Source organism: Oribacterium sp. oral taxon 102 (genome assembly GCF_013394775.1).
Classification (GTDB): Bacteria; Bacillota; Clostridia; order Lachnospirales; family Lachnospiraceae; genus Oribacterium.
In genome coordinates, this window is record NZ_JABXYT010000001.1 from 433,714 (window position 1) to 459,832 (window position 26,119).

The 26,119-nt window shown below is 42.3% G+C and carries 29 protein-coding genes and 2 pseudogenes; all 31 read right to left on the reverse strand.

Annotated elements, in window-relative coordinates:
• Window positions 1-11: 11 nt before the first annotated feature.
• Window positions 12-467, reverse strand: coding sequence for an RNA polymerase sigma factor (locus HW273_RS01935; protein ID WP_179010198.1), 456 nt, complete (start codon window positions 465-467; stop codon window positions 12-14).
• Window positions 468-652: 185 nt separating this feature from the next.
• Window positions 653-1,768, reverse strand: a complete 1,116-nt coding sequence (locus HW273_RS01940; RefSeq protein WP_179010199.1) for a JAB domain-containing protein — start codon at window positions 1,766-1,768, stop codon at window positions 653-655.
• On the reverse strand, window positions 1,731-1,868 hold the full coding sequence (locus HW273_RS01945) for a hypothetical protein (protein ID WP_179010200.1): 138 nt from the start codon (window positions 1,866-1,868) through the stop codon (window positions 1,731-1,733). The genes HW273_RS01940 and HW273_RS01945 overlap by 38 nt, the downstream gene beginning before the upstream one ends.
• Complete coding sequence (locus tag HW273_RS01950) at window positions 1,868-3,157, reverse strand: CD1107 family mobile element protein (protein WP_179010201.1); 1,290 nt, start codon at window positions 3,155-3,157, stop codon at window positions 1,868-1,870. The genes HW273_RS01945 and HW273_RS01950 overlap by 1 nt, the downstream gene beginning before the upstream one ends.
• The gene (locus HW273_RS01955; protein ID WP_243206717.1) at window positions 3,154-3,426 is read right to left on the reverse strand and encodes a DUF4315 family protein; all 273 of its coding nucleotides are present in this window, start codon (window positions 3,424-3,426) and stop codon (window positions 3,154-3,156) included. The genes HW273_RS01950 and HW273_RS01955 overlap by 4 nt, the downstream gene beginning before the upstream one ends.
• 40 nt (window positions 3,427-3,466) lie before the next feature.
• The gene (locus tag HW273_RS01960) at window positions 3,467-5,098 is read right to left on the reverse strand and encodes a C40 family peptidase (RefSeq protein ID WP_179010203.1); all 1,632 of its coding nucleotides are present in this window, start codon (window positions 5,096-5,098) and stop codon (window positions 3,467-3,469) included.
• 3 nt (window positions 5,099-5,101) lie between these two features.
• Entirely contained in the window at window positions 5,102-7,489 is a 2,388-nt protein-coding gene (locus HW273_RS01965) for a VirB4-like conjugal transfer ATPase, CD1110 family (protein ID WP_179012380.1), read from the reverse strand.
• 16 nt (window positions 7,490-7,505) lie between these two features.
• Window positions 7,506-7,892, reverse strand: coding sequence for a PrgI family protein (locus tag HW273_RS01970; RefSeq protein WP_179010204.1), 387 nt, complete (start codon window positions 7,890-7,892; stop codon window positions 7,506-7,508).
• A 15-nt stretch (window positions 7,893-7,907) separates the two neighbouring features.
• Window positions 7,908-8,774 carry a VirB6/TrbL-like conjugal transfer protein, CD1112 family gene (locus tag HW273_RS01975; protein WP_179010205.1) on the reverse strand — a complete coding sequence of 289 codons (867 nt, stop codon included), beginning with the start codon at window positions 8,772-8,774 and terminating at the stop codon, window positions 7,908-7,910.
• 23 nt (window positions 8,775-8,797) lie between these two features.
• Window positions 8,798-9,013, reverse strand: coding sequence for a Maff2 family mobile element protein (locus HW273_RS01980; protein WP_179010206.1), 216 nt, complete (start codon window positions 9,011-9,013; stop codon window positions 8,798-8,800).
• 150 nt (window positions 9,014-9,163) lie between these two features.
• Window positions 9,164-9,703, reverse strand: a complete 540-nt coding sequence (locus HW273_RS01985) for a GNAT family N-acetyltransferase (RefSeq protein WP_179010207.1) — start codon at window positions 9,701-9,703, stop codon at window positions 9,164-9,166.
• Window positions 9,700-10,200 carry a GNAT family N-acetyltransferase gene (locus HW273_RS01990; RefSeq protein ID WP_179010208.1) on the reverse strand — a complete coding sequence of 167 codons (501 nt, stop codon included), beginning with the start codon at window positions 10,198-10,200 and terminating at the stop codon, window positions 9,700-9,702. The genes HW273_RS01985 and HW273_RS01990 overlap by 4 nt, the downstream gene beginning before the upstream one ends.
• A gap of 199 nt (window positions 10,201-10,399) precedes the next feature.
• On the reverse strand, window positions 10,400-10,693 hold the full coding sequence (locus HW273_RS01995) for a hypothetical protein (protein WP_179010209.1): 294 nt from the start codon (window positions 10,691-10,693) through the stop codon (window positions 10,400-10,402).
• Window positions 10,694-10,803: 110 nt separating this feature from the next.
• Window positions 10,804-11,019: a Maff2 family mobile element protein gene (locus tag HW273_RS02000; RefSeq protein WP_179010210.1), complete on the reverse strand. Its 216-nt coding sequence runs from the start codon at window positions 11,017-11,019 to the stop codon at window positions 10,804-10,806.
• Window positions 11,020-11,202: 183 nt separating this feature from the next.
• Window positions 11,203-12,012 (reverse strand): annotated as a pseudogene (locus HW273_RS02005) (VirD4-like conjugal transfer protein, CD1115 family); the annotation flags it as partial.
• An 11-nt stretch (window positions 12,013-12,023) separates the two neighbouring features.
• A complete protein-coding gene (locus tag HW273_RS02010; protein WP_026624309.1) occupies window positions 12,024-12,209 on the reverse strand; it encodes a transposon-encoded TnpW family protein in 186 nt (61 codons plus the stop codon).
• Between the two features lie 84 nt (window positions 12,210-12,293).
• The gene (locus HW273_RS02015; protein ID WP_009535425.1) at window positions 12,294-13,409 is read right to left on the reverse strand and encodes a PDDEXK nuclease domain-containing protein; all 1,116 of its coding nucleotides are present in this window, start codon (window positions 13,407-13,409) and stop codon (window positions 12,294-12,296) included.
• A 174-nt stretch (window positions 13,410-13,583) separates the two neighbouring features.
• On the reverse strand, window positions 13,584-14,297 hold the full coding sequence (locus HW273_RS02020) for a replisome organizer (protein ID WP_179010211.1): 714 nt from the start codon (window positions 14,295-14,297) through the stop codon (window positions 13,584-13,586).
• An 80-nt stretch (window positions 14,298-14,377) separates the two neighbouring features.
• Window positions 14,378-16,018 carry a MobQ family relaxase gene (mobQ, locus tag HW273_RS02025; RefSeq protein ID WP_179010212.1) on the reverse strand — a complete coding sequence of 547 codons (1,641 nt, stop codon included), beginning with the start codon at window positions 16,016-16,018 and terminating at the stop codon, window positions 14,378-14,380.
• 393 nt (window positions 16,019-16,411) lie between these two features.
• The gene (locus tag HW273_RS02030) at window positions 16,412-16,786 is read right to left on the reverse strand and encodes a hypothetical protein (RefSeq protein ID WP_179010213.1); all 375 of its coding nucleotides are present in this window, start codon (window positions 16,784-16,786) and stop codon (window positions 16,412-16,414) included.
• 86 nt (window positions 16,787-16,872) lie between these two features.
• The gene (locus tag HW273_RS02035) at window positions 16,873-17,289 is read right to left on the reverse strand and encodes a sigma-70 family RNA polymerase sigma factor (protein WP_179010214.1); all 417 of its coding nucleotides are present in this window, start codon (window positions 17,287-17,289) and stop codon (window positions 16,873-16,875) included.
• Between the two features lie 285 nt (window positions 17,290-17,574).
• On the reverse strand, window positions 17,575-18,930 hold the full coding sequence (locus HW273_RS02040; protein ID WP_179010215.1) for an MATE family efflux transporter: 1,356 nt from the start codon (window positions 18,928-18,930) through the stop codon (window positions 17,575-17,577).
• Window positions 18,931-18,954: 24 nt separating this feature from the next.
• A complete protein-coding gene (locus HW273_RS02045) occupies window positions 18,955-20,349 on the reverse strand; it encodes an ATP-binding cassette domain-containing protein (protein ID WP_179010216.1) in 1,395 nt (464 codons plus the stop codon).
• Entirely contained in the window at window positions 20,342-21,043 is a 702-nt protein-coding gene (locus HW273_RS02050; RefSeq protein WP_032462568.1) for an energy-coupling factor transporter transmembrane component T, read from the reverse strand. The genes HW273_RS02045 and HW273_RS02050 overlap by 8 nt, the downstream gene beginning before the upstream one ends.
• Window positions 21,044-21,062: 19 nt before the next feature.
• The gene (locus HW273_RS02055) at window positions 21,063-21,650 is read right to left on the reverse strand and encodes an MptD family putative ECF transporter S component (protein WP_179010217.1); all 588 of its coding nucleotides are present in this window, start codon (window positions 21,648-21,650) and stop codon (window positions 21,063-21,065) included.
• A 19-nt stretch (window positions 21,651-21,669) separates the two neighbouring features.
• Window positions 21,670-22,263, reverse strand: a complete 594-nt coding sequence (locus HW273_RS02060) for a TetR/AcrR family transcriptional regulator (protein WP_026624318.1) — start codon at window positions 22,261-22,263, stop codon at window positions 21,670-21,672.
• A 98-nt stretch (window positions 22,264-22,361) separates the two neighbouring features.
• Entirely contained in the window at window positions 22,362-24,209 is a 1,848-nt protein-coding gene (locus tag HW273_RS02065; protein ID WP_179010218.1) for a DUF4368 domain-containing protein, read from the reverse strand.
• A 97-nt stretch (window positions 24,210-24,306) separates the two neighbouring features.
• Window positions 24,307-24,744: pseudogene (locus tag HW273_RS02070) on the reverse strand (type IV secretory system conjugative DNA transfer family protein); the annotation flags it as partial.
• Between the two features lie 41 nt (window positions 24,745-24,785).
• Window positions 24,786-24,950, reverse strand: a complete 165-nt coding sequence (locus HW273_RS02075; RefSeq protein WP_006627244.1) for a transposon-encoded TnpW family protein — start codon at window positions 24,948-24,950, stop codon at window positions 24,786-24,788.
• 107 nt (window positions 24,951-25,057) lie between these two features.
• Window positions 25,058-25,675, reverse strand: coding sequence for an SAP domain-containing protein (locus tag HW273_RS02080; protein ID WP_202971301.1), 618 nt, complete (start codon window positions 25,673-25,675; stop codon window positions 25,058-25,060).
• A 12-nt stretch (window positions 25,676-25,687) separates the two neighbouring features.
• Window positions 25,688-26,107, reverse strand: coding sequence for a nuclear transport factor 2 family protein (locus HW273_RS02085; protein ID WP_179010219.1), 420 nt, complete (start codon window positions 26,105-26,107; stop codon window positions 25,688-25,690).
• Between the last annotated feature and the right edge of the window lie 12 nt (window positions 26,108-26,119).

Consider the following 26,119-nt stretch of genomic DNA (forward strand, 5'->3'; position numbering starts at 1 on the left):
TTCGTCCTCCGTTATGATTTCAGTTTTTCTCTCAGGAGCTTTCTGGCGCGGCTTAGAGCAGCCCGGACTCCTGATGGTGACAGCCCGTATTCTTCTGCAAGTTCCTTTGAGGTGTATCCGTCAAAGTACCGTTTGATAAAGAGTTGGGACAGATCCGGCGGCAGTGAGGAGAGGATCATTGCTGTTTCGACTTCTGAGAAGCCGCCGTCCGTTTCTTCCTCGGCCTGCATCTGGTTGTTCTGCTCTACGGTTCGCCTTCGGCAGGCATCATAGAACAGGTTCCTTGCCACCTTATACAGCCAGGCACGTCGTTCTTTCTCTCCCAATTCTTCCAGAAGATCCAGATTGGAAAGTGCCTTCATGAAGGTCTCCTGCAGTAGATCCTCGGCATCACTGACATTTCCGCATATCATACAGCAGTATTTCAACAGCTCTATCCGATACACGGTATATAGCTCTGTGATCATGGCACCCTCCTTTCCTTCAGCTTTCACTCTTATAACGTTTGAGAACGGCAAAGTGTTTTTATTTTTTTGCAGTTTTTTTCGATGCTTTGGCATTATACCATACCCTTCTGATGAAACTATGACCAAAAATGAAAATGTACCAATAAATCATTATGTACGAGGCAGCTTTCACTGCCTCTCCCGGCTTACAGTTCTGGACCCTTCTTCGTTTTGGTCTTGACCTTGGGCTTGTCCGCAGCGACCTTCGCCGCAGTATCTTTCACCAGAGCGTTAAGCTCATCCCTGGCAGACGCACGGTGCTGGGTTTCTTTGGACTGCGGATCTCTGGTCTTGTAGGACTCGACCATCGCTTTCAGCTCCGTGTTCGGAACCTGGGTCTTCACGTCCTGCCAGATGTTCTTCCCCTTATCGTCCTGGCCCTGAAGGGTAGGCTTCGTTACCACAGTGGTTCCGTCAGCAGGGATTTTGGCCCAGAGGCCTTTACCGTACTGGTTCTCATGCACGGCCTTCGCGGGGAGCACAAAGCTTGCCCAAGGTGTCTTGTCCGCCGGATCCTGGTTGGGAATCGTGATCCTCATGAACTCCCTACCGTCTTTTGACTGGAAAGGTTCCGCCAGACCCTTGCCGAACTTGATCGTTACTTCTTCCTGTGTCGGGAGCTTTACTCCCTTGGCGATCTGTTCCTCGGCTTCCTTTACGAAATCAGGTACGAACAGATCATCTTTTCTTCCGTTCTCAGGCATTGTTTCAGTTCCTCCTTTATAGGTTGAATCGCTTTCATTGACACGCAGGATCTGCTCCGCTGTCATAGAGATCTTTTCATTTGTGAAATCCACCATTCCGGACTCCCAGAAGCTGTAATAATCACTGTTTCCGCCGCCTACGATCACATGGTCCAGACAGGGGATATCCATGATCTTTCCGGCTTCGATACAGCGCCTGGTGGTCTGGATATCCTCTCTGGAAGGTGTCACATCGCCGCTGGGATGATTGTGCAGCAGCAGGAAGCCGTAGGCGTTCGAGAGGATACCGGACTTCAGGATGTTGGGGATCGATGCGATGGACCCGTTGATGCTGCCCATGCTGACGATATTGAAATTGATGGGCTTCAGCTTGTTGTTGAGGTTCACCACGCAGAGGACTTCCCGGTCATACTGGGAGAGTTCCTTCCGCATCACATCCAGCGCTGCTGTCGGGGAGGAAAGCGGGACATCCGAATAAAGCGGATGCCCCTCAGCCAGGCGGATGCAGACCTCTTTCAGCTTATACCGCTTCGGCCCGTTCTCTGTCATCTCGCTCATGGCTGTCCTCCCTGAACTCGATGGTGATCTTCAGCACCTCATCATCCGGCATGAACCGGATATAATCCCGCAGCTCCTGCGGCGTCATTTCGATCACCATTACACATCCTCCTCGCCGGAATCAGCGGATTCATCCGGATCATCAAGGATCTCGTTCTCATAAGGATCCCCGACATCGTAAGAGTCGATATCCTCCGTATCCGTACCGGCACCGTAATCTTCCTCATCCTCATCGGTGTAGTCGGCGTCGGGATCCGGGGCATCAGCAGCCTTCTTTTTCTTCTTCGTCTGCATGAAGAACCATCCGCCGCCTGCCGCCGCCATCAGGACGATGATGATCAGGACCGGGGCCATGTTGGTCTTTTTACCTTCCCTGGCCGGTTCGTCTTCCGGCTTCTGGGTCTCGGATTCTCCGGTCTGGGAAGCAGCTTCAGCCGCAGCCTTTTCAGCAGCCTCTCTTGCTGCCTGTTCCGCAGCCAGCTGGGACTCATAGGCAGCCTTCTCATCATCCTCCATCAGAGCAAAGAGATCACGCTCATCCACCAGGTTCAGGAAATGGACGGTTTCCTCGCCCTTCTCATCACGGTCGATGATCAGATAGAAGTAGTTGCCGTTCTTCGTAACCAGGGTGACGAACTGCTGGCCTTCACCGTTCCTTTCTCCGAAGTCATCCACCAAGGTCAGGTTGCCGGAGGGAGTAAGGCCATGGCCGGTCTGGGTCTCCGCAGGCTGCATCATGCCCTGGAAGAGCTCCAGGAAACTCAGGATCGTGGCCTGGTCGATATCAAAGGAATAACCGTCGTCTGTCTGGGTGGAGGGGATGTCATTGACCCTCAGGTATTCGCCACAGACGTAACCGTATCTTGCAGGGATCTCGATCTGGTACCAGCCATCCTTTTCACCGAGGACCTTTACATTGGATCCGCTCCCCAGCTGGGTGATGATGTCATAGCCGGTGCTCGGGCCGGTCCGGACATTCAGGTTGCCGCCCTGGGTGGTAACAGTCCCGGTCCTGCCGGGATCGTCCTGTTCCTGCTTATCAATGGAGATGATCACAGAGCCTTCTCTTACCGTGACATGCAGCGTCGGCAGAAGCATGGCGATCAGCTTTGGATGTTCCTTCAGCACCTCCAAGATCTCCGGATCCATACCGGCAAGCAGTGTGGTCAGAGCATCAGTATCAAAGGGAAATGTGTTGTCTTCGCCGGATTCAGCCGGATCAGCCGATTCTGCATCATCGGAAGGTGCAGCCGCGTCGGTGTTCTGAGCCGCCGGGGTCTCAGTAGGTGCGTCTTCTCCGTCTGAGGCATAGGCAAACGCCGTCATCGGGAAGAGCATCACACATACCAGCAGGACCGCGATCATCGCAGTCAGTTTCTTTTTCATCATTCTTCAGGATCCTCCTTCTCATAAGTTTCGCTGTCATCGTTTTCAGTTGCATAGCCGCCCGGGATCTGCGGAAGGATCCCCTTGGACCGGATCAGGTCCGCCAGCTGTTCCGGGGTCATGTTTGCGGTCTGGAAAATGCTGTAAACATAGACCTTCTCGGCTTCGTTGTACCTGCGTTCCAGGTCCTTGACCTTCGCCTCCCAGTCGTCCCGCTTCTTCCGGGCTTTCTCAAGCTCCTCCCGGAGCTTCACAAGTCTTGAATCGTCCATTTGCATCCTTCTTTTGGATGAAATGATCGCCTGCCTGGACTTAAGGCAGACGGCCAAAGCAATAAAAATGAGCCTGCCAGTAAGCGGTATCGATACTCGCGTACTGGATCGGGTTTCCGCAGTGGATCATCATGCCGTTGCCGACATAGATGGCCACATGTGAAGCTCCAGTGGTGTTATAGGTGCCCTGGAAGAAGATCAGGTCCCCAGGTTTGGCTTCGCTTCTTGGGATGATGGCACAGATGTTTTTCAGTCCATCCGCTGTCAGTCTTCCGACATTCCAGCCGTTTCCGCAGTGATTGATGACCCAGCTGACAAAGCCGGAGCAGTCAAAGCTCGTGGAGGGAGAAGATCCTCCCCAGACGTAAGGATAGCCAAGGTATTTCTCCGCTTCCGTGATCATCTTCCTGAACTTTTCATCCGTCAGGGCTTCACCGGGGATGTCATAGTGCAGCACATCCTGAATGGCTATGGCGTAAGGGTTGTCCCCGAAGATGTCCGGCTTGTTGCCGAGCGTCTGCATCAGGAGCCCATAGCGCATCATCTGGTCATCCGTGAGGCCTGCCGAAAGCAGGATGTTGGCAAGACCTTTGTTGTCCAGCGTGACGTTGAGGATATAGTAGTCATACGGGACTTCGACCTCGTATTCTTCCTCTTCGTCATACGACTCGCCGGTCTCCGGATCGGTATAAGTGACAGTCCTCGTCCGGGTCTCCGTCCGGTACCGGGTCTCCACAACCGAATCGAAGGTCAGTTCATACTGCGCGGCAAAGATCTGCTGCAGAGTGCTCTGTACCTGGGAACGGGTGTAATTCTCGAATACGACTGTAAGATACGATGCCAGTTCATAGGGATTGTGGCCGATCTGGTCCTGGGTGATGTTGATCTCGTCGTAACCAGGAAATTCAGACTGCAGATTATTGATCCGGGCCTGCAGGGCTGCTTCCAGAGCACAGTAGTCCGCTTCAACTCCGAGGATATCCTCATCCTCAGCCGTAAAAGATGTTTCGACTACTACATCCGATCCGCCCTGGAACATCACGGAACAGGAACCTATCATGCCGGAGATCATCATGACCACCAGCAAGATCCCGCCTCCGATCAGCAAGCCGTGCCAGTGTTTGGACACGAACTCACCGACCCGTTCCGACACCTTCTTTGTTTCTTTGGCGGCTTTCCCGGCATTCTTCGCTGTCGCCGCGCTGCCGGATGCCGCGCCGGATGCTGCAGTGCCTACGTTCTTTCCGGTTTTCGCCGCCGCGTACTCCTTCTTGATCTCGCTCTTCTGACGCCAGCGGGAGAACAGATTAGACCCGTTCTCCGCCGTATGCTCGGCAAACTGGCTGCTCCTGTTCAGGGCATCGGTACCGGCATTATCATCAGCCTCCTGGTCGATTTTATGATGGACCGTATCTGAGATCAGCGTGGATGCATGGCTGCCTTTGGGCGTCTTCCTGCCGTGGCTTGTTGCTTCCTTTACGCTCTCATCCGAAAAAACCGCCTTATCAAAGCGGAGCTTCTCACCGGCTGCCGCCTGGGAAGCCTTTTCGCCCTGAAGCTTCTTTCCGGAAGCCTTCTTGGCAGTTTCCTCCGTTTTCAGTTTCCTGCCGGGAGAAGACCGGCCGGAGGCGCTGCCCTGGCCGGTCCTTCCGGTTCTTGTTTCTTTATCCATGGGTTACGCCTCCTTTGCTTCGACCACTTCCGAAAGCTTTGTGGTCATGATGCGGTAGAGCTCGGTATCCTGCGGGAACCGGTCTACAAAGGGAAGGATCACGTTGCCGTAGAACAGCAGGCCTTCACCTTCGCCGGAATGCGTCACATAGGACAGCTGGTGAGGGGAAATGTTGAGCTGTTTGGCCAGGATCTGACGGTCTCCCGCCGCCTGGTTCAGCATATAGATGAAGTCGCTGTTCTCGAAGATGTTCTCTACCTCGTGAGAGGAAAGAAGATCCTTCACGTTCTGGGTGATGCCTGTGGGGATGCCGCCCCACTTTCTGAAGCGCTTCCAGATCTCCACGGAATAGGCCGCCGTCTGCTCCTCCTTCAGAAGCAGATGGAACTCGTCCATATAGTATCGGGTGGCCTTTCCGGCTTCACGGTTCGCGGTGACACGGCCCCAGACCTGGTCCTGGACGATCAGCATACCCAGCTTTTTCAGCTGTTTGCCGAGCTCCTTGATGTCGTAACAGACCAGGCGGTTGTCGATATCCACGTTGGTCCTGTGATTGAACAGATTCAGAGAACCTTTGACGTAGATCTCCAGCGCGGTTGCTACATGATGGGCTTCCTTTTCTTCCTGCTTCAGAAGAGCGTTGTACAGATCCTCAAGAAGCGGCATGTTCTCCGGAACCGGGTTCTCGAAGTACTTCTGATAGATCTGATGGACACAGCGGTCAATGACTGTCTTTTCGATTGGCTGCAGGCCTTCCTTACCGCCGACAACCAACTCGCAGAGAGACAGGATAAAATCCGATTTCAGCGCGATCGGGTTATCCTCCTCGGAGTAGTTCAGGTTGATATCCATCGGATTCACGTACTGGGTGCTGGCCGGACTGATATGAATGACCTGGCCGTTGAAGCGCTGCACGAGAGCCGTGTACTCAGCCTCCGGGTCACAGATGATCACATCGTCATCCGTTACCAGGAAGGCGTTGGCGATCTCGCGCTTGGCGCTGAAGGATTTACCGGAACCGGGGGTACCGAGGATCAGGCCGTTCGGATTCTTCAGGGCCTTCCGGTCCACCATGATCAGGTTGTTGGAAAGAGCGTTCAGTCCGTAGTACAGGGATTCCTTGCCAGCCTGGAAAAGCTCCTGGGTGGTAAAGGGTACAAAAATCGCCGTGCTCGAAGTCGTAAGAGCACGGCGGATGTCGATGAGGCAGCTGGCCAGCGGAAGACAGCTCATAAGGGCGTTTTCCTGCTGGAAGTCCAGCCTCCTTAAGTTGCAGTTGTGTTTCTGAGCAATGGAGCTTGCCTGGAACACGTTGGTGTCCAGCTCCTGCAGGGTCCTGCCGGTATTCATGATCAGCATTGTCAGCATGAACATACGCTCATTCTGGCTCTGCAGCTCCTTGAGAAGCGACTTGGCGTCCTTGCCGTAGGTGGCCAGGTCTGAGGGGATAATGTCCATGTCGTAACCGGAACGTACTGCCTTTTTCTGCTCCTCGATCTTCGAACGGTCAAGCTCCGTGATCGTATGCTTGATGGTCTTGATCGCCTCCGTCTGGTCCACAGACTGGATGTGCATCGTAATGATCTGGGAAGAATCCATGTCCAGGAAATCCTTCAGAAGCTGGTCTGAAAGATCCGATGCCGTGATCTGCAGGTAGCTCATGGCACCGTACAGGGATCCCATCTGGAAGGTACGGCTGCCGGGGAGGGCAAAGGCCGTCGGAGCAATAAAGTCCTTTACGGAAAGGCCGGACTCCGCCAGCCACTTCCAATCAAAGCGGAACTTGTCCTCCGGATCCCCCATGTGGAACATGTCGTGCATGAGCTTAAGTCTCTCGTAACCGTTCAGGACCTCGGCCCGGACGCCCAGCTGCTTGAAGTTATTCAGAAGATCGTTCTGCACATGCTCAAGCCTCGGTTTTGCCTGCTTCATGGAGTCAGCCTCGATCCCGAAGGTCAGGAACTTGGTCTTGGTAAGACCGTTGTTGCCCTGGGCCAGTTGGTTCTTCAGCATCTCGGAATACTCGTCACGGACACTGTTGAACGCATCTTTCCGATAAGGGATCCGGATCCCGGCTTCGAAGCTCTCCGCGTCAGTCGTCATGTTCATGAAGCTGAGCTCGAAATGAATGGAGCTGTCGAAGAAGTTCAGGAACCCGCACCACTCTTCAAAGATGGCCGTCTTGTCTTCCTGCTGTGCCAGCTGGTAGTTGATGTCCTGGAACCGGATGGTCTTGGTGTAAAAGCTTCCGATACGGCAGATGCCGTCAGGGAACATCCGGTCAAAAGGAATCGACTGCTGGGCGCTCCGGGGGATCCCGTCGTTTTTCTTTGCACGGTCAATGACTTCCTGGACCCGTTTCTGATCCGTCCTGGACAGTCCCGGGGGAATCTTCAGTGACCGTTTCTCATTTCTTTTTCCTTTGAACAGCTGAAACAATTCTGTCTACCTCCTTTTCCGCCTGCGCAGCCCTCTTCAGGATGTCGTAGTAGTTGTCCGTCTGATAGGGCCGGACCTTTGGCCGGATGAATTTTGATTGAATAAAGTGCTTTGCAATGACCTCCAGAGGCTGCCCGTCACGCTCATACATTGCCAAGAGGAACATGGGAATCATGATGATGATCATGCTCATAGCGGCGAGGCTCGTTGAGCCGACGCTCTTGATCAAAAAGAATGACGGCACACCGATGAGTGCCGCCAGTCCGAAGCAGATGAGCTGCCTTTTGGTCAGATTGAGAAATACTTTGGTTTTGACCCGGGTAAGATCCCTCGGGACGGGGATATATGCTGCCATTTTGGACCTCCTTCCTTAATGGGCACTCATAACGGATTTCGCCAGGGATCCGGTCTTGAAGAGTGAGAAGCACAAAAGGACCGTGTATCCCAGGACGCCCCAGATGCTTCCGATGATGTCATCCGAGAATGCGACTGTCTGCACCAATACCGCATAGATAGCGATACAGATCATGATCAGGAATCCCTGGAAGCCAAGGGCCATCAGGGCTCTCAGATAGTTCTGGCCGATATGGCTCTGTTCCCGGTTTCCGAAGGTGGAGAACGGGATCGGTGCCAGGCTCGTCATGAGGTAGATCTCCATCATACGGCCATAGACGATCACGAAGATCGCAACGGACAGGATCGTGGAACAGATCTGGACGATGAAGGACTGCAGGAACAGCCCCAATAGTTCTCCCAGCTCCATTGCCTCCAGGCTTTCCCGTATGGTTTCAAGCGTTGCCGCATCGACCGCCGTGGATCCTGAGATCAGGCCTGCGCTGGAATTCACCACGTACTGGGCGACATCGAAGACCGCCATGACGATATTGAAGGTGTTGGTGATCAGCATGACCGCCACGAAGGTCTTGAAGATCCATTTGAAGAAGATCCAGGTTTCAAAGTTTGCCAGGTTGTTGTGTTCGATGATCAGCTGAATCAGTTCATAACAGGCGATAAACGTGAGAAACATGCCTGCGATGGGAATGATGACAGATTCGGAGATATTCCGCACCAGGGCGAAAACCTCCGGCGAGAAACTCGCCGGGGTGCTTCCGACCTGGGTGGCTACATCCGCCACCTGCCTGTTGACGGCATCAAACATACCTGACAAGTTGTTCATAATGCCGTCTACCAGCATACCCTTGAGCCATTCAGCGATCTGCTCTAATAGCGCTCCCAAGGGCTGGCACCTCCTTTATCCGTTTAACCGAAGAGACCGGAAAGAAGAGGCACCAGTACAACGCCGATCAGAGCGACACCGCCGCCAGCCATCAGCTGCTTCATGCCCTGGGATTTGGCACCGGGGTTATCGTTGCCGTAGCCTTCGAGCAGATTGATCGCACCCCAGATACCGAGACCGGCACCGAGAGCGATGACGAGCGTCTGCAGTACACCGACTGCACTGTTGAAAAATGCCATAAGACGTTTCCTCCTTTGTTTGCTCCGCTTCAAGCGGGTGATAATGAAAAATCCCTTCTCCCACATGTGCACCTGCAGGAAAAGGGCATAAAAAAAGCCGGGGACTGATTCGCGAGTCAGTTCCCGGCTATGTAAAGATCAGTATTTAGTTTATTTCATTTGCTTCTCGAAGCGGAACATCCCGTCGAACCCTTCACCCTCATAATTGTTTTCTTCGCCGGTTTCCGGATCGTGAGGATCCGGATGATGGCTGTTGAAGAACTCGACGATATGGAACCCGCATTTGTTGACATAGAAATGGATGTTCCGTGTTTCGAAGTAGGGAGTACAAGTCTCCCAGACTTTTGTTTCCGGATACAGGCGTTCAACTTCCTGCCAGGCAGCATAGCCGATGCCTTTGCTGTGTGCCCTGGGATGGACAAACAGCAGTTCCAGCTCATTATGCTGGGTCGCTTCGTCGATCTTCAGAACAAGACCGCCGACCATTTTTCCATCTTCCCGAATAACATAGGCTGTACCGTGGTCGATACTATTCTCTATCGTTTTGCGGGAAATGATCTCGCCGTCTTCCTCAAAATGATTGTCACGTTCTCCGAATTCTTCCATTGCCCCGTATTTGAAAGCGTACTGGTTGTCGAGAATGAATTGCTCCCGGTCATCCTCAGTAAGCCGGGTAAGGGTAATGATCATTTTGTTTTTCTCCTTATCCGTTTCTCAAACACATAGTCTGCCGTATTGGCTTCCCGGTCAAAACCGACGACTTTTACGATCCGGTATCCGCATTTATTGACATAAAATACAGTATTTCTTACGACGTTCGACGGAGTGATCAGCCGGAATACCTTTGTGTCCGGGAAATAGCCCTCCACCAAAGCAAGCGCTTCCTTTCCGGTGCCTTTGCTCTGATACTCGACGATGAGAAAGAATATCTCGATCTCTCGGCTGTTTTTACCCGTTTCTTCTACGATCGCGCCGCCGACGAAGCGGCCGTCATCTTTTATGGACAGAACCGTATATTGGGGATCATCCATGATCTTTTTCAGATCATATTCACCCCGGTCATCCTCAGCAGCTCCGGGAACGATACCGTCAGGAAAGTATCTGGCGTGGACATTGAAAGCAGCCTCATCTGCTTTGTTAAACAGATCGGCCTCTTCTTTTTTCAATGGTTGTACTTCTAAATGCATGACAGCCTCCTAAATAAATAGCCCGGTTTCTACGCAACTATCGTTACGAAAAACCGAGCGCACTCGACACCTTATCTGGCAGGCGGCCTGCAAAGCTTTCGCTTTACGATCCCCTGTGCTACGGCACACTGCCCTCCGGTGACTGATATTTGATTTATAAAATTATTATACCATTAAAATCGCAGTTTTTCAAGAAGAATCAAGACCGCATGAAGCTTCCAATGCTCTCACTGGCCATCTGTAATACGCCTTCGATCACTCCGGTTCCGGCAGTGATCAGGATCAGAAAGACTTCCATTACGATTAGGATCGCCATGGAATTCCAGGTATGCTGCACGATGGTGAAGATGATGCAGCCAAACACGATCAACATCAGCGCGCCGAGAATAAAGGACGAAACTTCCATACCTATCTTAACCAGCAGTCGGAGGATGGCAAGAAGCAGTACAACCGGCAGCAGAAGTATTTTCCCAATCAGTTTTATCAGAAACATCGTAGAGTCCTCCTATCTTTAGTTCCATTGTAGTCGATATTTCCAGTGATTCAAGGATGTCACCGACTATGTAAGATGCGGGACGTATCCCGCATCCCTTTCCGGCTTGATCAGCCGAACAGGCCGGAAAGAAGAGGCACCAGGGTGATGCCGATAAGAGCGACACCGCCGCCGGCCATCAGCTGCTTCATGCCCTGGGACTTCGCGCCGGGGTTATCGTTGCCGTAACCCTCAAGCAGGTTGATGGCACCCCAGATACCGAGACCGGCACCGAGGGCGATGACGAGCGTCTGCAGTACGCCGACTGCACTGTTGAAAAATGCCATAAAGGCCTCCTTAAATGTTCCCCATACGGGGTGGAATAGGTTTTGTCTGATATTCCGGTTCACGAGCGAGCCCCTCGTCTCAATCGCCTCTACAGGCAGTGGGTGCTTGATCCTCTGATCAGACAGCAAAGCGATCCGGGCTTTTGATCCGAACCGCTATGTACGGCAGCCCGGAGGCTGCCTTCAGGCCTCTATGACATCGTACTCATCATCTGCTTTCAGCTTCATGCGCCGGTTCAGGTACTTCTCGATGTCAAAAGTGTATTTCTTGTCATAATCGGACGTGTACTTGTAGTTCGGGTGCTGGGTGATATCGTACTTGTCCGACAGAAACGGTCTGACGCCCCTGAGCTGCAAAACGCACTTGCTGCCGTTCATGACAGCCAGTTCATCCCGGCTCATCAATTCTTTTCCGAGCTTCTGGTAGTTGGTGCCGTAGCTCGGACTGTTGCCTCTGGTGTCAGAAGTATTGAACGTATCAATGGTTTCCTTGCCCAGGGCTTCTGCAAGCTCCTTCAGTGTCGTAGGCTCAGATCCTCCGAGGAAGACCTGGGAATCCATGTTGCCGATGATAGTGTCGGCATTATCCTTGTAGATCGCCTTCAACTGGGATCTGGCCTGCAGGACAAGACATGCTGAGATCTCACGGCTTCGGATCGTGGCCACCAGCTTTTCCAGGTTAGGAATCTGGCCGATATTTGCAGCCTCATCGATCAGGCACCGGACATGGACAGGAAGCCTGCCGCCGTACACGTCATCCACCTTTTCACATAACAGGTTGAATAGCTGGGTGTAGATCATGGAGATCAGGAAGTTGAAGGTGGCATCCGTATCCGACATGATCAGGAACAGTGCTGTCTTCCGGTCTCCGATGGTATCCAGCTCCAGCTCATCGTAGGCTGTGATCTCTCTGAGTTCCTGAATATCAAAGACCGCCAGCCTTGCCCCACATGAAATGAGGATCGACTTGGCGGTCTTACCTGTTGCTACTTGTCAAGGACTTTTTAATCAAAATCATCTTTTTTTTCGTCCGATTTTCTCCAAAATTCCCTCAACATTATCCTTTTTAGTTTATCCTGCATAGTTTCACTGCTTTTATCATTAAAATGGACAATCACCTCATAAGTGGTCTTTCCAATCTTCTTTATCGTCTTTGTTCCTGTAGTTTGTTCGTTTCTTTTTTCTTGCATATTCTCTCCTTTGCAATAAAAAATGACGATTAGTGATTTTTTCCAATCGTCATTAGCCAATATTTATTCATTTTTTTGATGTTTTTAATTATCCGTATCTATTTCTTTGATCTTTTTCTCTATTTCTTCAATACTCGGCAAACTGCTCTTATATTCTGCTTCAAGTAATTTAGTAATCTCATATTTGCTTATACCTATAGGTTGCGATATTTGTTCTAATGAATATTCACAAACGACATCGTTTTTATCTTTGCAAATAAGAAGTCCAATCGTAGCATTATCTCTATCAGTTTTTAGCTCTCTATTCACTGCTGTTACATAGAAATTAAGCTGTCCTAAATGTTCCGGCTTAAACTTCTCCGCTTTCAGTTCTATAACAATGTAAGAATGGAGTTTCAAATTGTAAAACAGTAAATCAATATAAAAATCATCTCCATTTATATTTATGTGATATTCTTTGCCTATGTAGGCAAATCCCTCGCCAAGTTCAAGTAAAAAATCAGAAATCTTGTCAACCAGTTCTTTTTGAAGTTCCCTTTCATCATATCCTTCACGAATGGTAAGAAAATCAAAATTATATGGATCTTTTAATGTCTGTCTTGCAAGATCTGATTGCAGAGCGGGTAACCTTTTTTCAAAGTTTGTTATAGATTTTCCTTCCCTGCCATATAATCCACTTTCAATTTGATGTACAAGTACATTCCTACTCCATCCGTTCTCAATAGTTTTATCAACATAATATATGGCTTCATCAATGGTCTTGCACTTATTTATTATTCTTTGATTATGTCCCCAAGGTATCTGTTTAATATGGTTGATAACTCTTTCATCAAATTGGGCTACAGGCTGTAGTCCTTTTGAATTGCTGTCGTTATTTTCTATTTCGGCTACACCTTGTAGCCCTTTTATATAAAATGAATACCATCTTCTGATATACTTAATATTTGTTTCAGAAAAACCTTTCATATCAGGAAATTCTTTTTGTAAATCTTTAGCTAACGATTTTATAAAGGCATCTCCCCATGAATGTTGTTCTTGATTTTTTACAATGTATTCTCCCAAAGTCCAATATAAATCTAACAACTCATAATTTACCTTTATTGCAGCTTTAAGTTGGCTACTTCTTACTTTCTCTTTTAACTCTGACAATAGCTTTTTATACTCACTATCACTTGTGATAGACAGCTCTTTATTATCCAAAGGTCATACCTCCTCACTCATAATAATATTTAATTATACCAAATTTATCAATATTTTTCATCTGCTAATTTCCTTCAAGTTGAGTTTTAAGACTGATTTTATCCATAGACATGCTTTGATACCTCTTTTAGTCTTAACGCTCTAAAAACGCCTTTACACCGCCTTGTATGATAGCTATAAATGTTCCCCCTTGTCATAATCTTCAAAAGTCGGAATCTTGCCGGTCTTTTTCTGTGATAGTTTATCCTTGTCTTGCTCATACCAATTAAGGATAGTTACATAATGGTCTTGATATGTCTTTCCTGTACTCTTGATATATCTTGACAGTTTTTCAATCATCGTGTCGGTATGACTTTGTAGCTTTTCTTGTAATGCCTTATATTGTTCGTCTGTAAGGATAATGTTTTGATATTCTCCATATTTTTTTGAATTGGGGAGAGGGGTACTTTCTACTCTCCCCTTATCTATACTAACCTTATCTAATCTACCCTTATCTATACTGGGTTGACCATTTGTCAACCTTTGGTCAACCAAATGACAACCAACCTCTTTGATATACATTCCGTTTTTAGTTTGGGATAGGCTCTGCACCTCATTTTCATAAAGGGTCGGCTTGTACCTGTCTTTACGGATAAAGTTGTTGATTTTCCAATGGGTAATGACGATAATTCCTTGTTCAAAGACAATCACAAAGCCTTTGGCAATAAGTATTTTCAGGTCATCTTCATTCGCTCCGATAATCTTGATGATTTTTTTAGGGTTATTTACAAAGCCGTCATCATCTGCCCTCATTGATAGATGAAAATATAGGCATTGACTACTTAAAGGCATGTCTAAAAATAAGTCGCTATCCACTATCTTGAGTGAAAACATTCTTTTATCTGCCATTTTTCTCTCCTCTCTTAGTTTTTTAAGGATGTCGTGATTTACGGCACCCTTCGTTTTTGATGTTATCCCATTTTAGGACTTCATCTTTCCTCATTCCTGTAATAGTTCTTTGTCTTTTCCTTTCGTTTTTCGTAGGCTTCTTGTTGCTCCTGATATTTCTTAATCTGTGCAATGACACTTGGTTTTTCTCCTCTCTTAATTGCCTTGTCAATCTCAATAGATAGGTCTATGCCATAATCCTCATTGACCGTTTTTACGGCATACTTGATATGATTGATACTTTCGTATTCTTCTTTGATTTTTTGAGATTGTCTGTTGAGTTTTGATATTTCACTTTCAAGACTTTGGATTTCTTTCTTCCAATCTTTAGACTTAATCGCCGATGAGCCTGTTATCTTTTCAAGGATTGCCCTTGCTCTTTTATATTTATCTATCTCATCTTTATGGGAATTGTAAAAGCTATCTTTGAATAAGGATTTACTGTTCCATTCCTCAAAGACTTGTTTGTTATCTTTGATGATGTCCGCATAGGTGAAGCATTTATTTAAGCTTTCTATCCTTGCGGTTTTTGCCTTAATGTCTTGACTAATCTTCTTATTTTTTTCTTGTAATGTACTTATCTTTTCTTGTAGGTCTGCAATGGTCTGCAATTTGTTATCTGATAAATATATCCTTGCTTTTGAAAATCGTCTTAGGTCTGCACCTATCTTTTTGTTGCTTGCATAGGGATTTAACTTTCTTGCTTTTTCTCCCTGTAAGTCATAATAAATACTGATGTACTCATAGAGATTAAAGAGTTCCGCCTTGTTCTCATATTCTTCTTTTTTCTCCTGTTTGTATTCATCATATTTTACTTGCAGACTTCCAAGTAACGAGCCTATCCAAGATGTAAGTTTGGATAGCTCCTCTTTTAATTTTCTAAATTCTAAATTCAAGGCGATGATTTTTCTGTTTTGGTTTCCTCTTTCTGTCTGTATGCCTTTTTTCTCCATTTGGTAACTGCTTGTTCCTAAATGGATTTGCGGAAGTTCTTCTCTACCTTGTTCTTCAAAGGTGCGTGGATCTATTCTCTTTTGGATATTGTTCCTTTCCAAATATCCATTTGCTTTCTTTGAAAAGTTTTCTCTCCACTCTTTTGCTTTGTCAGGTTCGTTCCAATCATTCAGATTTACTTTTCTTGATTTGTAGTTTCCACTTTTCAGCTTTATCTTTTCTCCGTTTTCATCAAGGATATATTCTTTTCTGCATTTCGGTTTCCATTTTCCCTCACTATCCATTTCTCTTAAGGTAAGTAAGATATGGGCGTGTGGTTGTTCTTCATGATCGCTTGCCATAGGATTATGAATACTACAGTCTGCTATCATACCTTTAGAGGTAAAGTTTTCGTCTATAAATTCGCTGATTAACTTTATTCTGTCCTGTTCATTTAATTCTCTTGGCAGTTCAAAGAGTAGATTTCTTGCAAGTTGTGAGTTTTTACTTTTTTCGATTTTCTCAACTTCATTCCATAGGTATTCTCTGTTTGAAAACTCTTTCGGGATATGTTCCGGCAGAAATATTTTTGAGAATACAAGGTCTGTTTTTTTAGAATAGTCATGTGTTTTTCCATAGTATTCATCTTGTAATTTATCTCTTGCATTGTATGCAGCTTTTGCAATTACGCTTGCTCCTTTTGACCTTGTAACAATATCTACATGGGTATGCAAACTTTTGATTTCCATTGTCTTTCACTCCTTTTGATTTATGATTTTTGTATTTTCGGGCATAAGAAAAGCAGATAGATTTTCTTTAATAATTTTCCATCTGCTTATCTTTATCCATTATTTAATTTTCATATTTTAATATCCTGATGTTGAAAGGTATCTTTACTCCCTTTTTCAAAGGGCGCAAAGATACACCGTTTAACTACGGTGCTTTGCGTTCCTGCGGAAAGCTATTAGCTCCGCTAAGGAAACAAAAACGCTAAAGCATTTTTATTTGTTCAAGGGGGTTACTCCCCCTTAGACCCCTGTGAACTTTGTTTTTTGTAGATTTTTCAAATCCACAAAAAAGCAAAGTGTTAAAATGTTTCTCACTTTGCTCCATCTCAATCCCTAATACATTTTCTGTTTTTCTTATTCTTCATCTTCCGGTTCTTCAAAATCATCATTTCCGTTTTCTTCTTCAAGATTTGGATTTTCTTCTAAGGAGATTTCTTTTTCTCTTAAATGAATTTCTGTAAGTTCTTTTAGCTTTTCTCTATTTCGATTATCAGAAAGTACATAATCTAAAAAGGCATAGATTAAATCATTATTTGTTTCTTCCTGCATACCTGTAATTTCTCTTTCAAAGGCTTCAAATACTCCACCTTTTTCTACTTTTCGTTTCGTGTCCGCCTTTCTTTTTAGCTGTGATTTCTTTTGTCTTAGTTGCTTGATTTTGTTTTCCGCCTGTTCTTTTTTCTTAGTTTCTTTTTCCAACTGGCTCATTACATTTTCTAACTCTTTCATTTTTCATTCCTCCGTTTCAATATTGTTGTGTTCCAAACAAAGAAAGGCTAAGCACCTTTCTTTGATACTTAACCTTTCAGCATTTTTTAGAATTTATCTTCTAAAAGTTTTCTTAGTTTTTCTAAAATCTTATCCCTCCTTTTTCCGATTGCTTGATAGCTTACTTTTTCTTTTTTGCTGATTGACCTTAGACTTTCTTCTCTGTAAAAGATGGCTTCCATTAACTCTCTTTCTTTTTTTGTGAGTGTAGCTAATGCCTTGTTTAATTCTTCAATTTGCATTTTGACTTCTACAATTTTTTCTAAGTCTATTCTTTCATCTATGATATTGTCTACAAAGTGTCCGTCATAATCCAGTGCTGAAAATAGTATTACATTGTTTTTCCAATCTTTCTTAATAAGGTATCTTTCATGCTCGGTTATCTTCCAATAGGCTTTATATACTTCTTCACTTACCTTAACCGCTTTGCCTTTGACATAAAGGAAATATTCTTTTTTGTCCATTGTGTAATCCTCCTTTTTCTGCTCTCTGTTTTTGCTTTTTGAGAATAAAAAAAGGAGGACTTCTACACTTTGGCGTAAATAGTCCTCCGAATTGAAAAGAGTTTACCTTTTCTTTAGATGTATTTAATTGTTTGAGAGAATAGACAACTATAAGGCAAATAGAAATTTTTATTATTTATTTCTTTTGTATATAAAGATTTTTTCATCTTAATCACCCATCCCTTATAGTTAAATAATGTTCATACATCAAACCTTTCTCATTTTTTCTTTTGTCTTTTGAGCTACCTAACTTTTTGTAATTTGCTGTTTTCCCATTTTCCTAAGTTCATTAAGCATTAAAAACAGCCCAAACATAATCATACTAAAGTCTACGATAGGTTCTGTCCACCAAACTGCTGACGCTCCAAATGCCTTTGGAAATAATAATATTGCAGGAATAAATAAAACTAACTGTCTAAACATTACAATCATACCTGCTTTTTTCCCATCTCCTATGGATTGGAAAAATGTGAGTGTCATAATCATAATTCCATATAAGATGAATGTAGAATAAAACATCTTAAAATTTACAACACCAACTTCAATAATCTCCCTTCTTACACTGAATAATGATAGTAATTTTTCTGAACAAAACATTGATGGTATCCATGAAGCTGCTGCAAGAATTGTTGCACCATACATAAAAATCTTCATCGTATCTTTTACTCTTCCGTATTGTTTCGCTCCGAAATTAGCTCCAATAACAGGTTGTAACCCTTGACTCATCCCCCACAATGGAATAAAGGAAAACATATATAATCTCATTGTAGCAGACATCAAAATTCCCCAATCATCTCCTCCATACGCAAAGGCTTGCTTAAACAAAAATGTTTGCTGTACTGCAAATAAAATTTGCATCATCATTGCCGAACTTCCTATACTGAACATTTCGCTATAAATTGCCTTGTATTTTTGAATTTTATGGATACCCACAAAAGCACTTTTCTTTGAAAAATAACTGAAAGTCAATATAGCTTGTACAATTTGAGATATAACAGTGGCAATAGCCGCACCTTCAATCGCATATTCTCCCATTAACTTCATAAAAATAGGGTCTAAAATGATATTTAATATAGCTCCTGCTCCCATAATCTTCATAGATTGCTTTAATGCACCTTCACCACGCATTGTCATATTGCCGGCTTGAGCAAAATTCACAAATATTGAGCCGAAGAAAACTACTCTTAAATATCTCACACCAAGTTCTTTAATATTTCCTTTAGCTCCTACCAAATCTAAAAAATGAGGTGCAAAAACTAAACCCAATATTGTAATAATTACAGAGAAAAATATTACCCAGTAACAAAAATTCCCGAATATTTTATCTGTTGTTTCTTTGTCCCCTTTTCCAATCGCTCTTGATAGTATTGAGGCACTGCCGACTCCTATCAATGCCGATATTCCTCCATTTATAATCGTTAAGGACATAGATACACTAATTGCTGACATAGCATAATCACCAATCAACCATCCTGCAAATATTCCATCCATAAATGGATACAACCCTATAACAATCATTCCAATTATTCCGGGAATTGCCAACTTAAATAACAGTTCTTTAGGACTTTTGGTTAATAGTTGTGTTTTCATATCTTCTTTCATTGTATCATTCTCCTTTACCTACATTTATTTCATAAACTCATATACTTTTCCGTTACATCTATCTATAAATTCATAATCGTGTGTGATTATGATAATTATCTTTCCTTGTTCGGTCATTTTATTAAGAAATCCAATCAAAATATCCATCTGCCTTTTACATAGTCCGCTTGTCGGTTCATCGAAAATTATGATAGGCTTCTTGCTTAGCATTGACATAGCAAGTAATAATCGTTGTTTTTCACCTCCCGATAATGAGTTTGGGTGCATTTCTTTTTTATCAAATAAGTTTACTGTTCTCAAAATTTCATTTTTTAATTCATTCTCCTTAGTAATAGTTGAAATTTCTTGCCATACAGACTCTGTAAAAAGTTGATAATTAACATCTTGCATAATCGCAAAAATATTGTCACATTGTTTTTTTACTTTTACTCCGTTATAAAAAACCTCACCTGTTCCTCTCGTCAGTCCCATCAGTAAATTGATAAAAGTGCTTTTCCCAACACCATTTTGACCAATGATGAAATTGATACCGGATTCAAAGGCAATACTGAAATCAAAGATTGCGGTTCTTTCATGTTTTTTTTTGAAATTCAAACAAGATAATGCTTTATAATCAAGATTTAAAGAGTTTTTCTTTAACAATTCTACTTGTTCATATTTCCTGTTTGAAAATTTGTTTTTAGAAATTGCATTAAAACTCCTTAGATTGTGTTTTTCAGAAACCTGTTCAAAGAAATCATCACAAAAATGCTCTTTTGTATATTCTTTATAAGTTCCATTTTCTATCACACACAACTTATCAATCGTATCTTTCAGATAAAACAATCTATGCTCCACAATGACGATAATTTTCTTTCTTTTTTTCAGTTCCTCAATGGCTTTCTGTAAATGCTCTATTGCAGCCTGATCTAAAGAAGAAGAGGGTTCATCCAATAAGATAATTTCATTTTCAGAAATTCCACAAGCCGTTACTGCAATCAATTGTTTTTCGCCTCCGGATAATTCAAAAATATTTCTGTCCAATAATTCTTTTGTACCTAAAACCTCTGAATAATACCTAATTTTATCTAAAATCAAATTCTTATCTATGTTTCTATTTTCTAACTGAAAAGCCAGTTCATCGGTTGAATTGATACAATAAAATTGTGTTTTAGGATTTTGAAACACTGTGGATATAAATTTAGATCGTTCCAATATCGTCAAGCCAAACAGTGATTTTCCGTTAAATACAATATCTCCTTCTAATTCTGCATTATTGTATTCCGGAATAATTCCATTGATAACTTTTAGTAAGCTACTTTTTCCTGTTCCTGAATGTCCTGTAATGACGGTTACTTCACCGGGTTTGAAAATCATATTTATATTTTTCAATATGCTTTCGCCGTCAAAACTCACTGTTAAATTTTGTAATTCAAGCATATTTCCCCCTTATATACAGATAGATTATCCATACCATTATTGAGAAAAATATATAATCCATAAGTCCCATATATGTTTCACTAATACTTGTCCTCTTTTGATTTACAGCCAACCCTTTCGTCATAGCTGATACCGTCAAATCATCTGCTGCTTTTGACAAGCACATCAATAATGGCACAAATCTATATTCAAATAATAAAATTGGACTCTTTATTAACTTTTTAAGCGTCAATCCTCTCAAACGCATAGCTTTTTTTATATGACTATAATCAATCCTTGCTGCATAAAAGAAACGTACCATTACCGTCAAGGGAATGGCTATTTCATCAGGACATTTCATTTTTTTTAATGAGTAAATGCTTTCTCCAACATTTGATGTAAGTATGGTATATCTCCCCATCAAAAATGCAGGAAGAATTTTTTTAATAACCATTACTATTATCAATAAAATTGCAACCATAGGATTGTAATTAAGCCCTATCAGAAATTTATCAGCAGCATAAACAAACAAAAGAGTAGCCACTCCAATAATAGCTACTCTTGTATATTTTGCGTGAATTAAAAGTATTATCGGAATTGTGGATATTAAAATGGCTTGCACGAAATACTTTGTTTGAATATTGCCTAATACCATCACATATGAAAGAACTATCGTCATAAAAAGTTTTGTACGAAAATCAAGTTTGATTATCATCCTAACTCTCCATGAAATCTTATTTTTCCATACCGGCTTTTTTGAAGTGTTTTTTTAGAAATGCCATTCCAATGCTGCAACCTATATATGCACCGATAATTCCTACTATTGCCATTACAACAATAATCCAATTCGGCATAACACTAAGCATCTTATCAATGAACTCTTGATTGTATCCTTGTTCTAACATTTGCTTAATATATTCATTTCTCGATATAAAAATTGGAAGCCAATTTCCTAACGTGCAAAGAGGAGTAATTGAAAATGCTAATCTTGCTTTCTTTACATTGGTATATTCTCCTGATTTCAAAATTATTTCAGCAATAATACCGGCAATAACAGCAGTTAATAATGCCCAAGGTCCATGTCCCATAGCAACATATATCAATGCAATCAATAATGATTGAATAAAAATCATTCCTCTTTTTTTAATTTTGGTAGAATATAGCATATTTACAGGTCCTACCAAAACTCCCTGTGCAAATGGGACAACCGGCATTAAAACCGGAACCATTGCTAAAAATGATCCAATCATCATAAATATGAATCCTAATACGGAAAATAATCCTATATTGATTAAATCCTTTACCTCTAATCGTTTGCTCATTTGAAACCTCCTAATTGTTTTAATTTTTCTTTTCTACATCAACAATATAATTTATCATTGTTTCTTTTATATATCGTTTATGCTCGCTATAAGACTTTCTCGCACCTAAAATTTCTGAACTTAATATCAATCCATTGATATAATTCACTAAAAAACCGTCACCAAATATATCTGCTTTAATTCCAAGCTGCTTGGCGATTAAACTCAGCTCATTAGTCGTATTAAGTTTCAATTCTTGATACAACTTTTCCAAATCCTCATTATATTTTTTTGCCTGTAAAAGGAGCGTATATAATCTCATCAAATCTGTATCAGCCAGTGACTTATCAACCAAAATATCACCCATTTTCTGATATTTATCTTTGCCTCGATTATTTTCCAAATACTCATTTATCAAGCTATTTCTATAATCATTACCATCAAGCATTAAGTCTTTAAGCATTTCATTTGTACTTGCATAATGATGATAAACACCCCCTCTACTCATACCTATCTCTGTAATAACATCTTCCATCGTTGTGCTTTGAAAGCCTTTTGTTAAAAAACATTTTTTTGCAGCTTCTCTAATTTTCTTTTTTTTGATTTGTCCTACTTTTTGTTTTTCTTCTTTCAAGCTAAAGACCTCTTTTCTACTCAACAAATAAAAACCGACAATGTCGTCGGTTTTTATTATATACTATATGATAGTTAATGTCAACTAACTATTGTATATCATTTTTGTTTTTTAAATATTTTTCTATACTCACTTACCGGTATCCCTGTTCTTTTCAAACTCTTTAGCTTTTCCTGTTTTTTCTCCTCTCGCCTTGCCTTATATCTATCCTCATACTCTTTTTGCTTGCCGTTTGCTTTACGCTTGAGGTAGTTTTGATGAAGCCTGTCTTTTCTTACTCGTTCTTTTTCTTCCTCCTCCCTTAATTTCTGCATTTCTTCTTCGGACAATTCTTCTTTTGGCGGTTCATAGTTCCCGATAAAGTTGAAGTAGATTTCGACTTTCTGATTGGCGGTTTGACTGCCTTTTCGATCTCGTTCGTGAATTAAGATTTTTTCTACAAACTCGTTAATGATGGTTGGTGTCAGTTCGTCAAAGTTATCATAGCGTTCAATCAACCGGATAAACTTCTTGGCTCTGTCGGTTTCTTTTTCGTATCGCTTGATGGCTTTTTCCAACCCATCGATTTCTTTGCTGAGTTCTCTTTGCTCTGTTTCATACTGATTATTTAAGATTTCATATCGGGTATTCGGTATCTTCTCCAGTATCATATCTTCATATATCCGACACATTAAGCGTTCCAGTTCCTGAAGTCTGTTTTTACTATCTATGAGCCTTGTCCTTTTCTTTTCCATTTCCATTTTTTCGCTTTCTTCCATTTCGTTTTGAATGGAATGGAGAAAGGCTTCGTTATCTTCATCAAGGCTTTTCTTAATGTCTTGTAAGGTGCTTTGAATGAGATTTAAGACTGCTTCTGCTTTTATCCTGTGAGCGGATGGACAAAGTGTTCCACAAGGTACTTTTGTGTAGGCACTGCAAGTATAATAGGGGATATTCTTGTAGTTGCTCGTTCTGTGAACATACATTTTACTGCCACAATCGGCACAATACATCAGTCCTGTAAGGGGGTGGTATTCGCCCCAACCGTCAGGATACCGTTTGACATTTCCTCGTATTCTCTGCACATTATCAAAGGTTTCTTGGTCAATAATCGGCTCGTGGGTGTTTTCAAAGATGAGCCAGTTATCTTCGGATACATATTTACTTTTCTTGTCTTTGAAATGCTTTCTGGTTTTGAAGTTGACCGTATGCCCTAAGTATTCTTGTTTCTTCAAGATACTTGCAATCGTGGAACTGCACCAACGATATGGATATTCAAACACTTTGCTTTGATGTAGTCCATATCCCAATTTCTGCTGATGATAGGCGGGTATATCTATCTTGTCGGCTTCTAATATCCTTGCAATGGCATAGGGTCCTTTTCCATCCATTGTCAGATGGAATATTCTTCGGACAACTTCTGCCGCTTTTTCATCGATAATCCACTGATTTTTATCGTCCTTGTCTTTTATATAGCCATAGGGTGGACTGCTTCCTGTATGCTTTCCGCTTTCGCCTTTAGCTTTGAATGTGGACTTGATTTTCCTTGAGGTATCTCTCGCATACCACTCGTTCATAATGTTTCGAAATGGAGTAAAATCATCGTCTTTGTAAAAGCTGTCTACATTGTCGTTTATGGCAATGAGTCTTACTCCCTTTTGTCTTAATATCTCCATACATTGACCGACTTTGAGGTAATCTCTGCCAAGTCTTGACATATCCTTTACGATGATACAACCGATATTTCCTTGATTGACTCCGTTCATCATTGCCATAAATCCCGGACGATCGAACTGCGTCCCGCTGATTCCATCATCGGTAAAATGAATGATGTTGAATAGATTATTTTTGCTTGCATATTCTTCAAGAATTTTCTTTTGATTGACGATCGAATTGCTCTCGCCTTGTAGTTCATCATCTCGGCTTAACCTTTCATACAAAGCGGTTATTTTCTCATAACTTCTCATGATTACCTCCTTTCGCTCAAATTCTTCAATAAAAAAAGAATTAAGCAAAACATTTTTCACTCAAGTAGTGATGAAGTGTTCTTCTTAATTCTATTACTCCTGCAGCCAGCTTATATTTCTTGTACTGCCTGACTGCGAAGTGTTTGGGGTTCCGCTTTTCCAGGTTCTCAAACATGATATCCACTGGATTTTGGAACTCTTCATCATCCTCCCGGACTTCCATGGCGTTTATGAATTCAATCAGTGTGGCGAAGTTCTGCTCCTCAACCGGTGCCTCGTAATGGATATACCCGATCAGCGCACAGTAAAGCAGTGTTTCCGCCTTGGTCCAGAACTCATCTCCGGACTTGCCGTCACCCTTGGTGTTGGCGATCAGTGTTGTCACGAGCTTCAGGATATCCTTCTCGCTGTGGATATAGGCGAAAGGATTGTAGTGCATACTTTTGCTGAAATTGATGGTGTTGAACACCTTCACCTCATACTTTCCAATCTTCTGGAGCGCATAACCGCACTCGACTAAAATGCTGCCTTTTGGGAAGATTTGTCAAGGACATAAACAAAATTTTTTTGATAAATTTATATCTTCTCTGTTTCTCTCTTGATTAGCTTTAGTATTTTATCCTTGTATGTTTCCCCTGTACCTTGCTTGAAATGTAGGTTTACGGTGTATTTTGTTTTTCCAATATCCATTATTAACTGTTTATGTTGTGGTTCTTTTATTACTCTTTTTTCTTCTTCCATGTGTCCTCCTTTCCGTTTTTAAGCAAAGAAAAAACAGCAAACCTTTTTGATTTACTGCTTTCATGTTAGCTTTTATTGAATTGTTAGTTTAGCAAGCTAAAAATATCCTACTTGCAATACTCTTTTATTTTATCGGCATATTCAGTCAAAAGATTCTTTGAATAAATTTTTTCATTTCTTGAATTTCTGACTTCTTTCCAAAGAATAGAAGCTACTTTTAATTTGTTTGAGTAGTTGCAACTATTTTCGTCTGCACAGAAATCCTTTAAAAATTGATTCCATTGACAAACCGAATTATCATACTTTGCATAATCTGATTTCCCATAATAAACTTTTAGCATATCTTGAATTGTAAAACTCAAATCATTTTCTCTTTTTACTTTTCTCCAAACTGTTGCCATATCAGCAGTAAATTTAAATGGTGAGATACCTGTTAAAACAGCGAAATATTCTCTGAACTTTGCATTAAAAGAAAAACCACATTCAAGTAATGGTGTATCTAAAGTAATATTTTCCACTTGCTTCTTTTCATTTTTTATTGATGATTTTTTAATCAAATTGCCCTTAAAGTATTGCTCAATAATATAATTGAGTTCCTGTTTTGTGCCTCTATATTCTAATCCTAATGACTTGCATATCTGTGAAAGTTCTTCACGATACCAATAGTATTTAGTAAATTCATCAAACGATGTAATTTTGTCAAACTCAGGTCTACTTTCCATCAATATTTTATCTCCTCAAAACCAATTTACTTTTTCATCTCTAAATAATGGTGTTTCACTCTCTTTGTAAGGATTGTAGTTGTTACAATTACAACCAAACTCTTTCAACGCTTTTATCTTATTATCGGCTGTCCAAACAATCAAAGAGATACCGTCAAATTCTTCAACTTTCCCCTCATTCATTTTATTTTTGAAGTGCCATTCTACAATAGTTTGATTATCCTTATGAAAAAATTGCTTTATATCCCACGCAAGAACTTTTCCTCTTGTATTCCACTCATTAAACCAGCGCTTTACTGTTTGCCGATTTTCATACTTAGGACACCAACTCTCAATATAAATCACATCATCCAAAAAAATATCATCTATTCCTAAGTCTTGTTGTGTAAGCCACATATCAAACCATAAACGAATGATTTTCTCTCTTTCATCCATGAATTTAAGCAC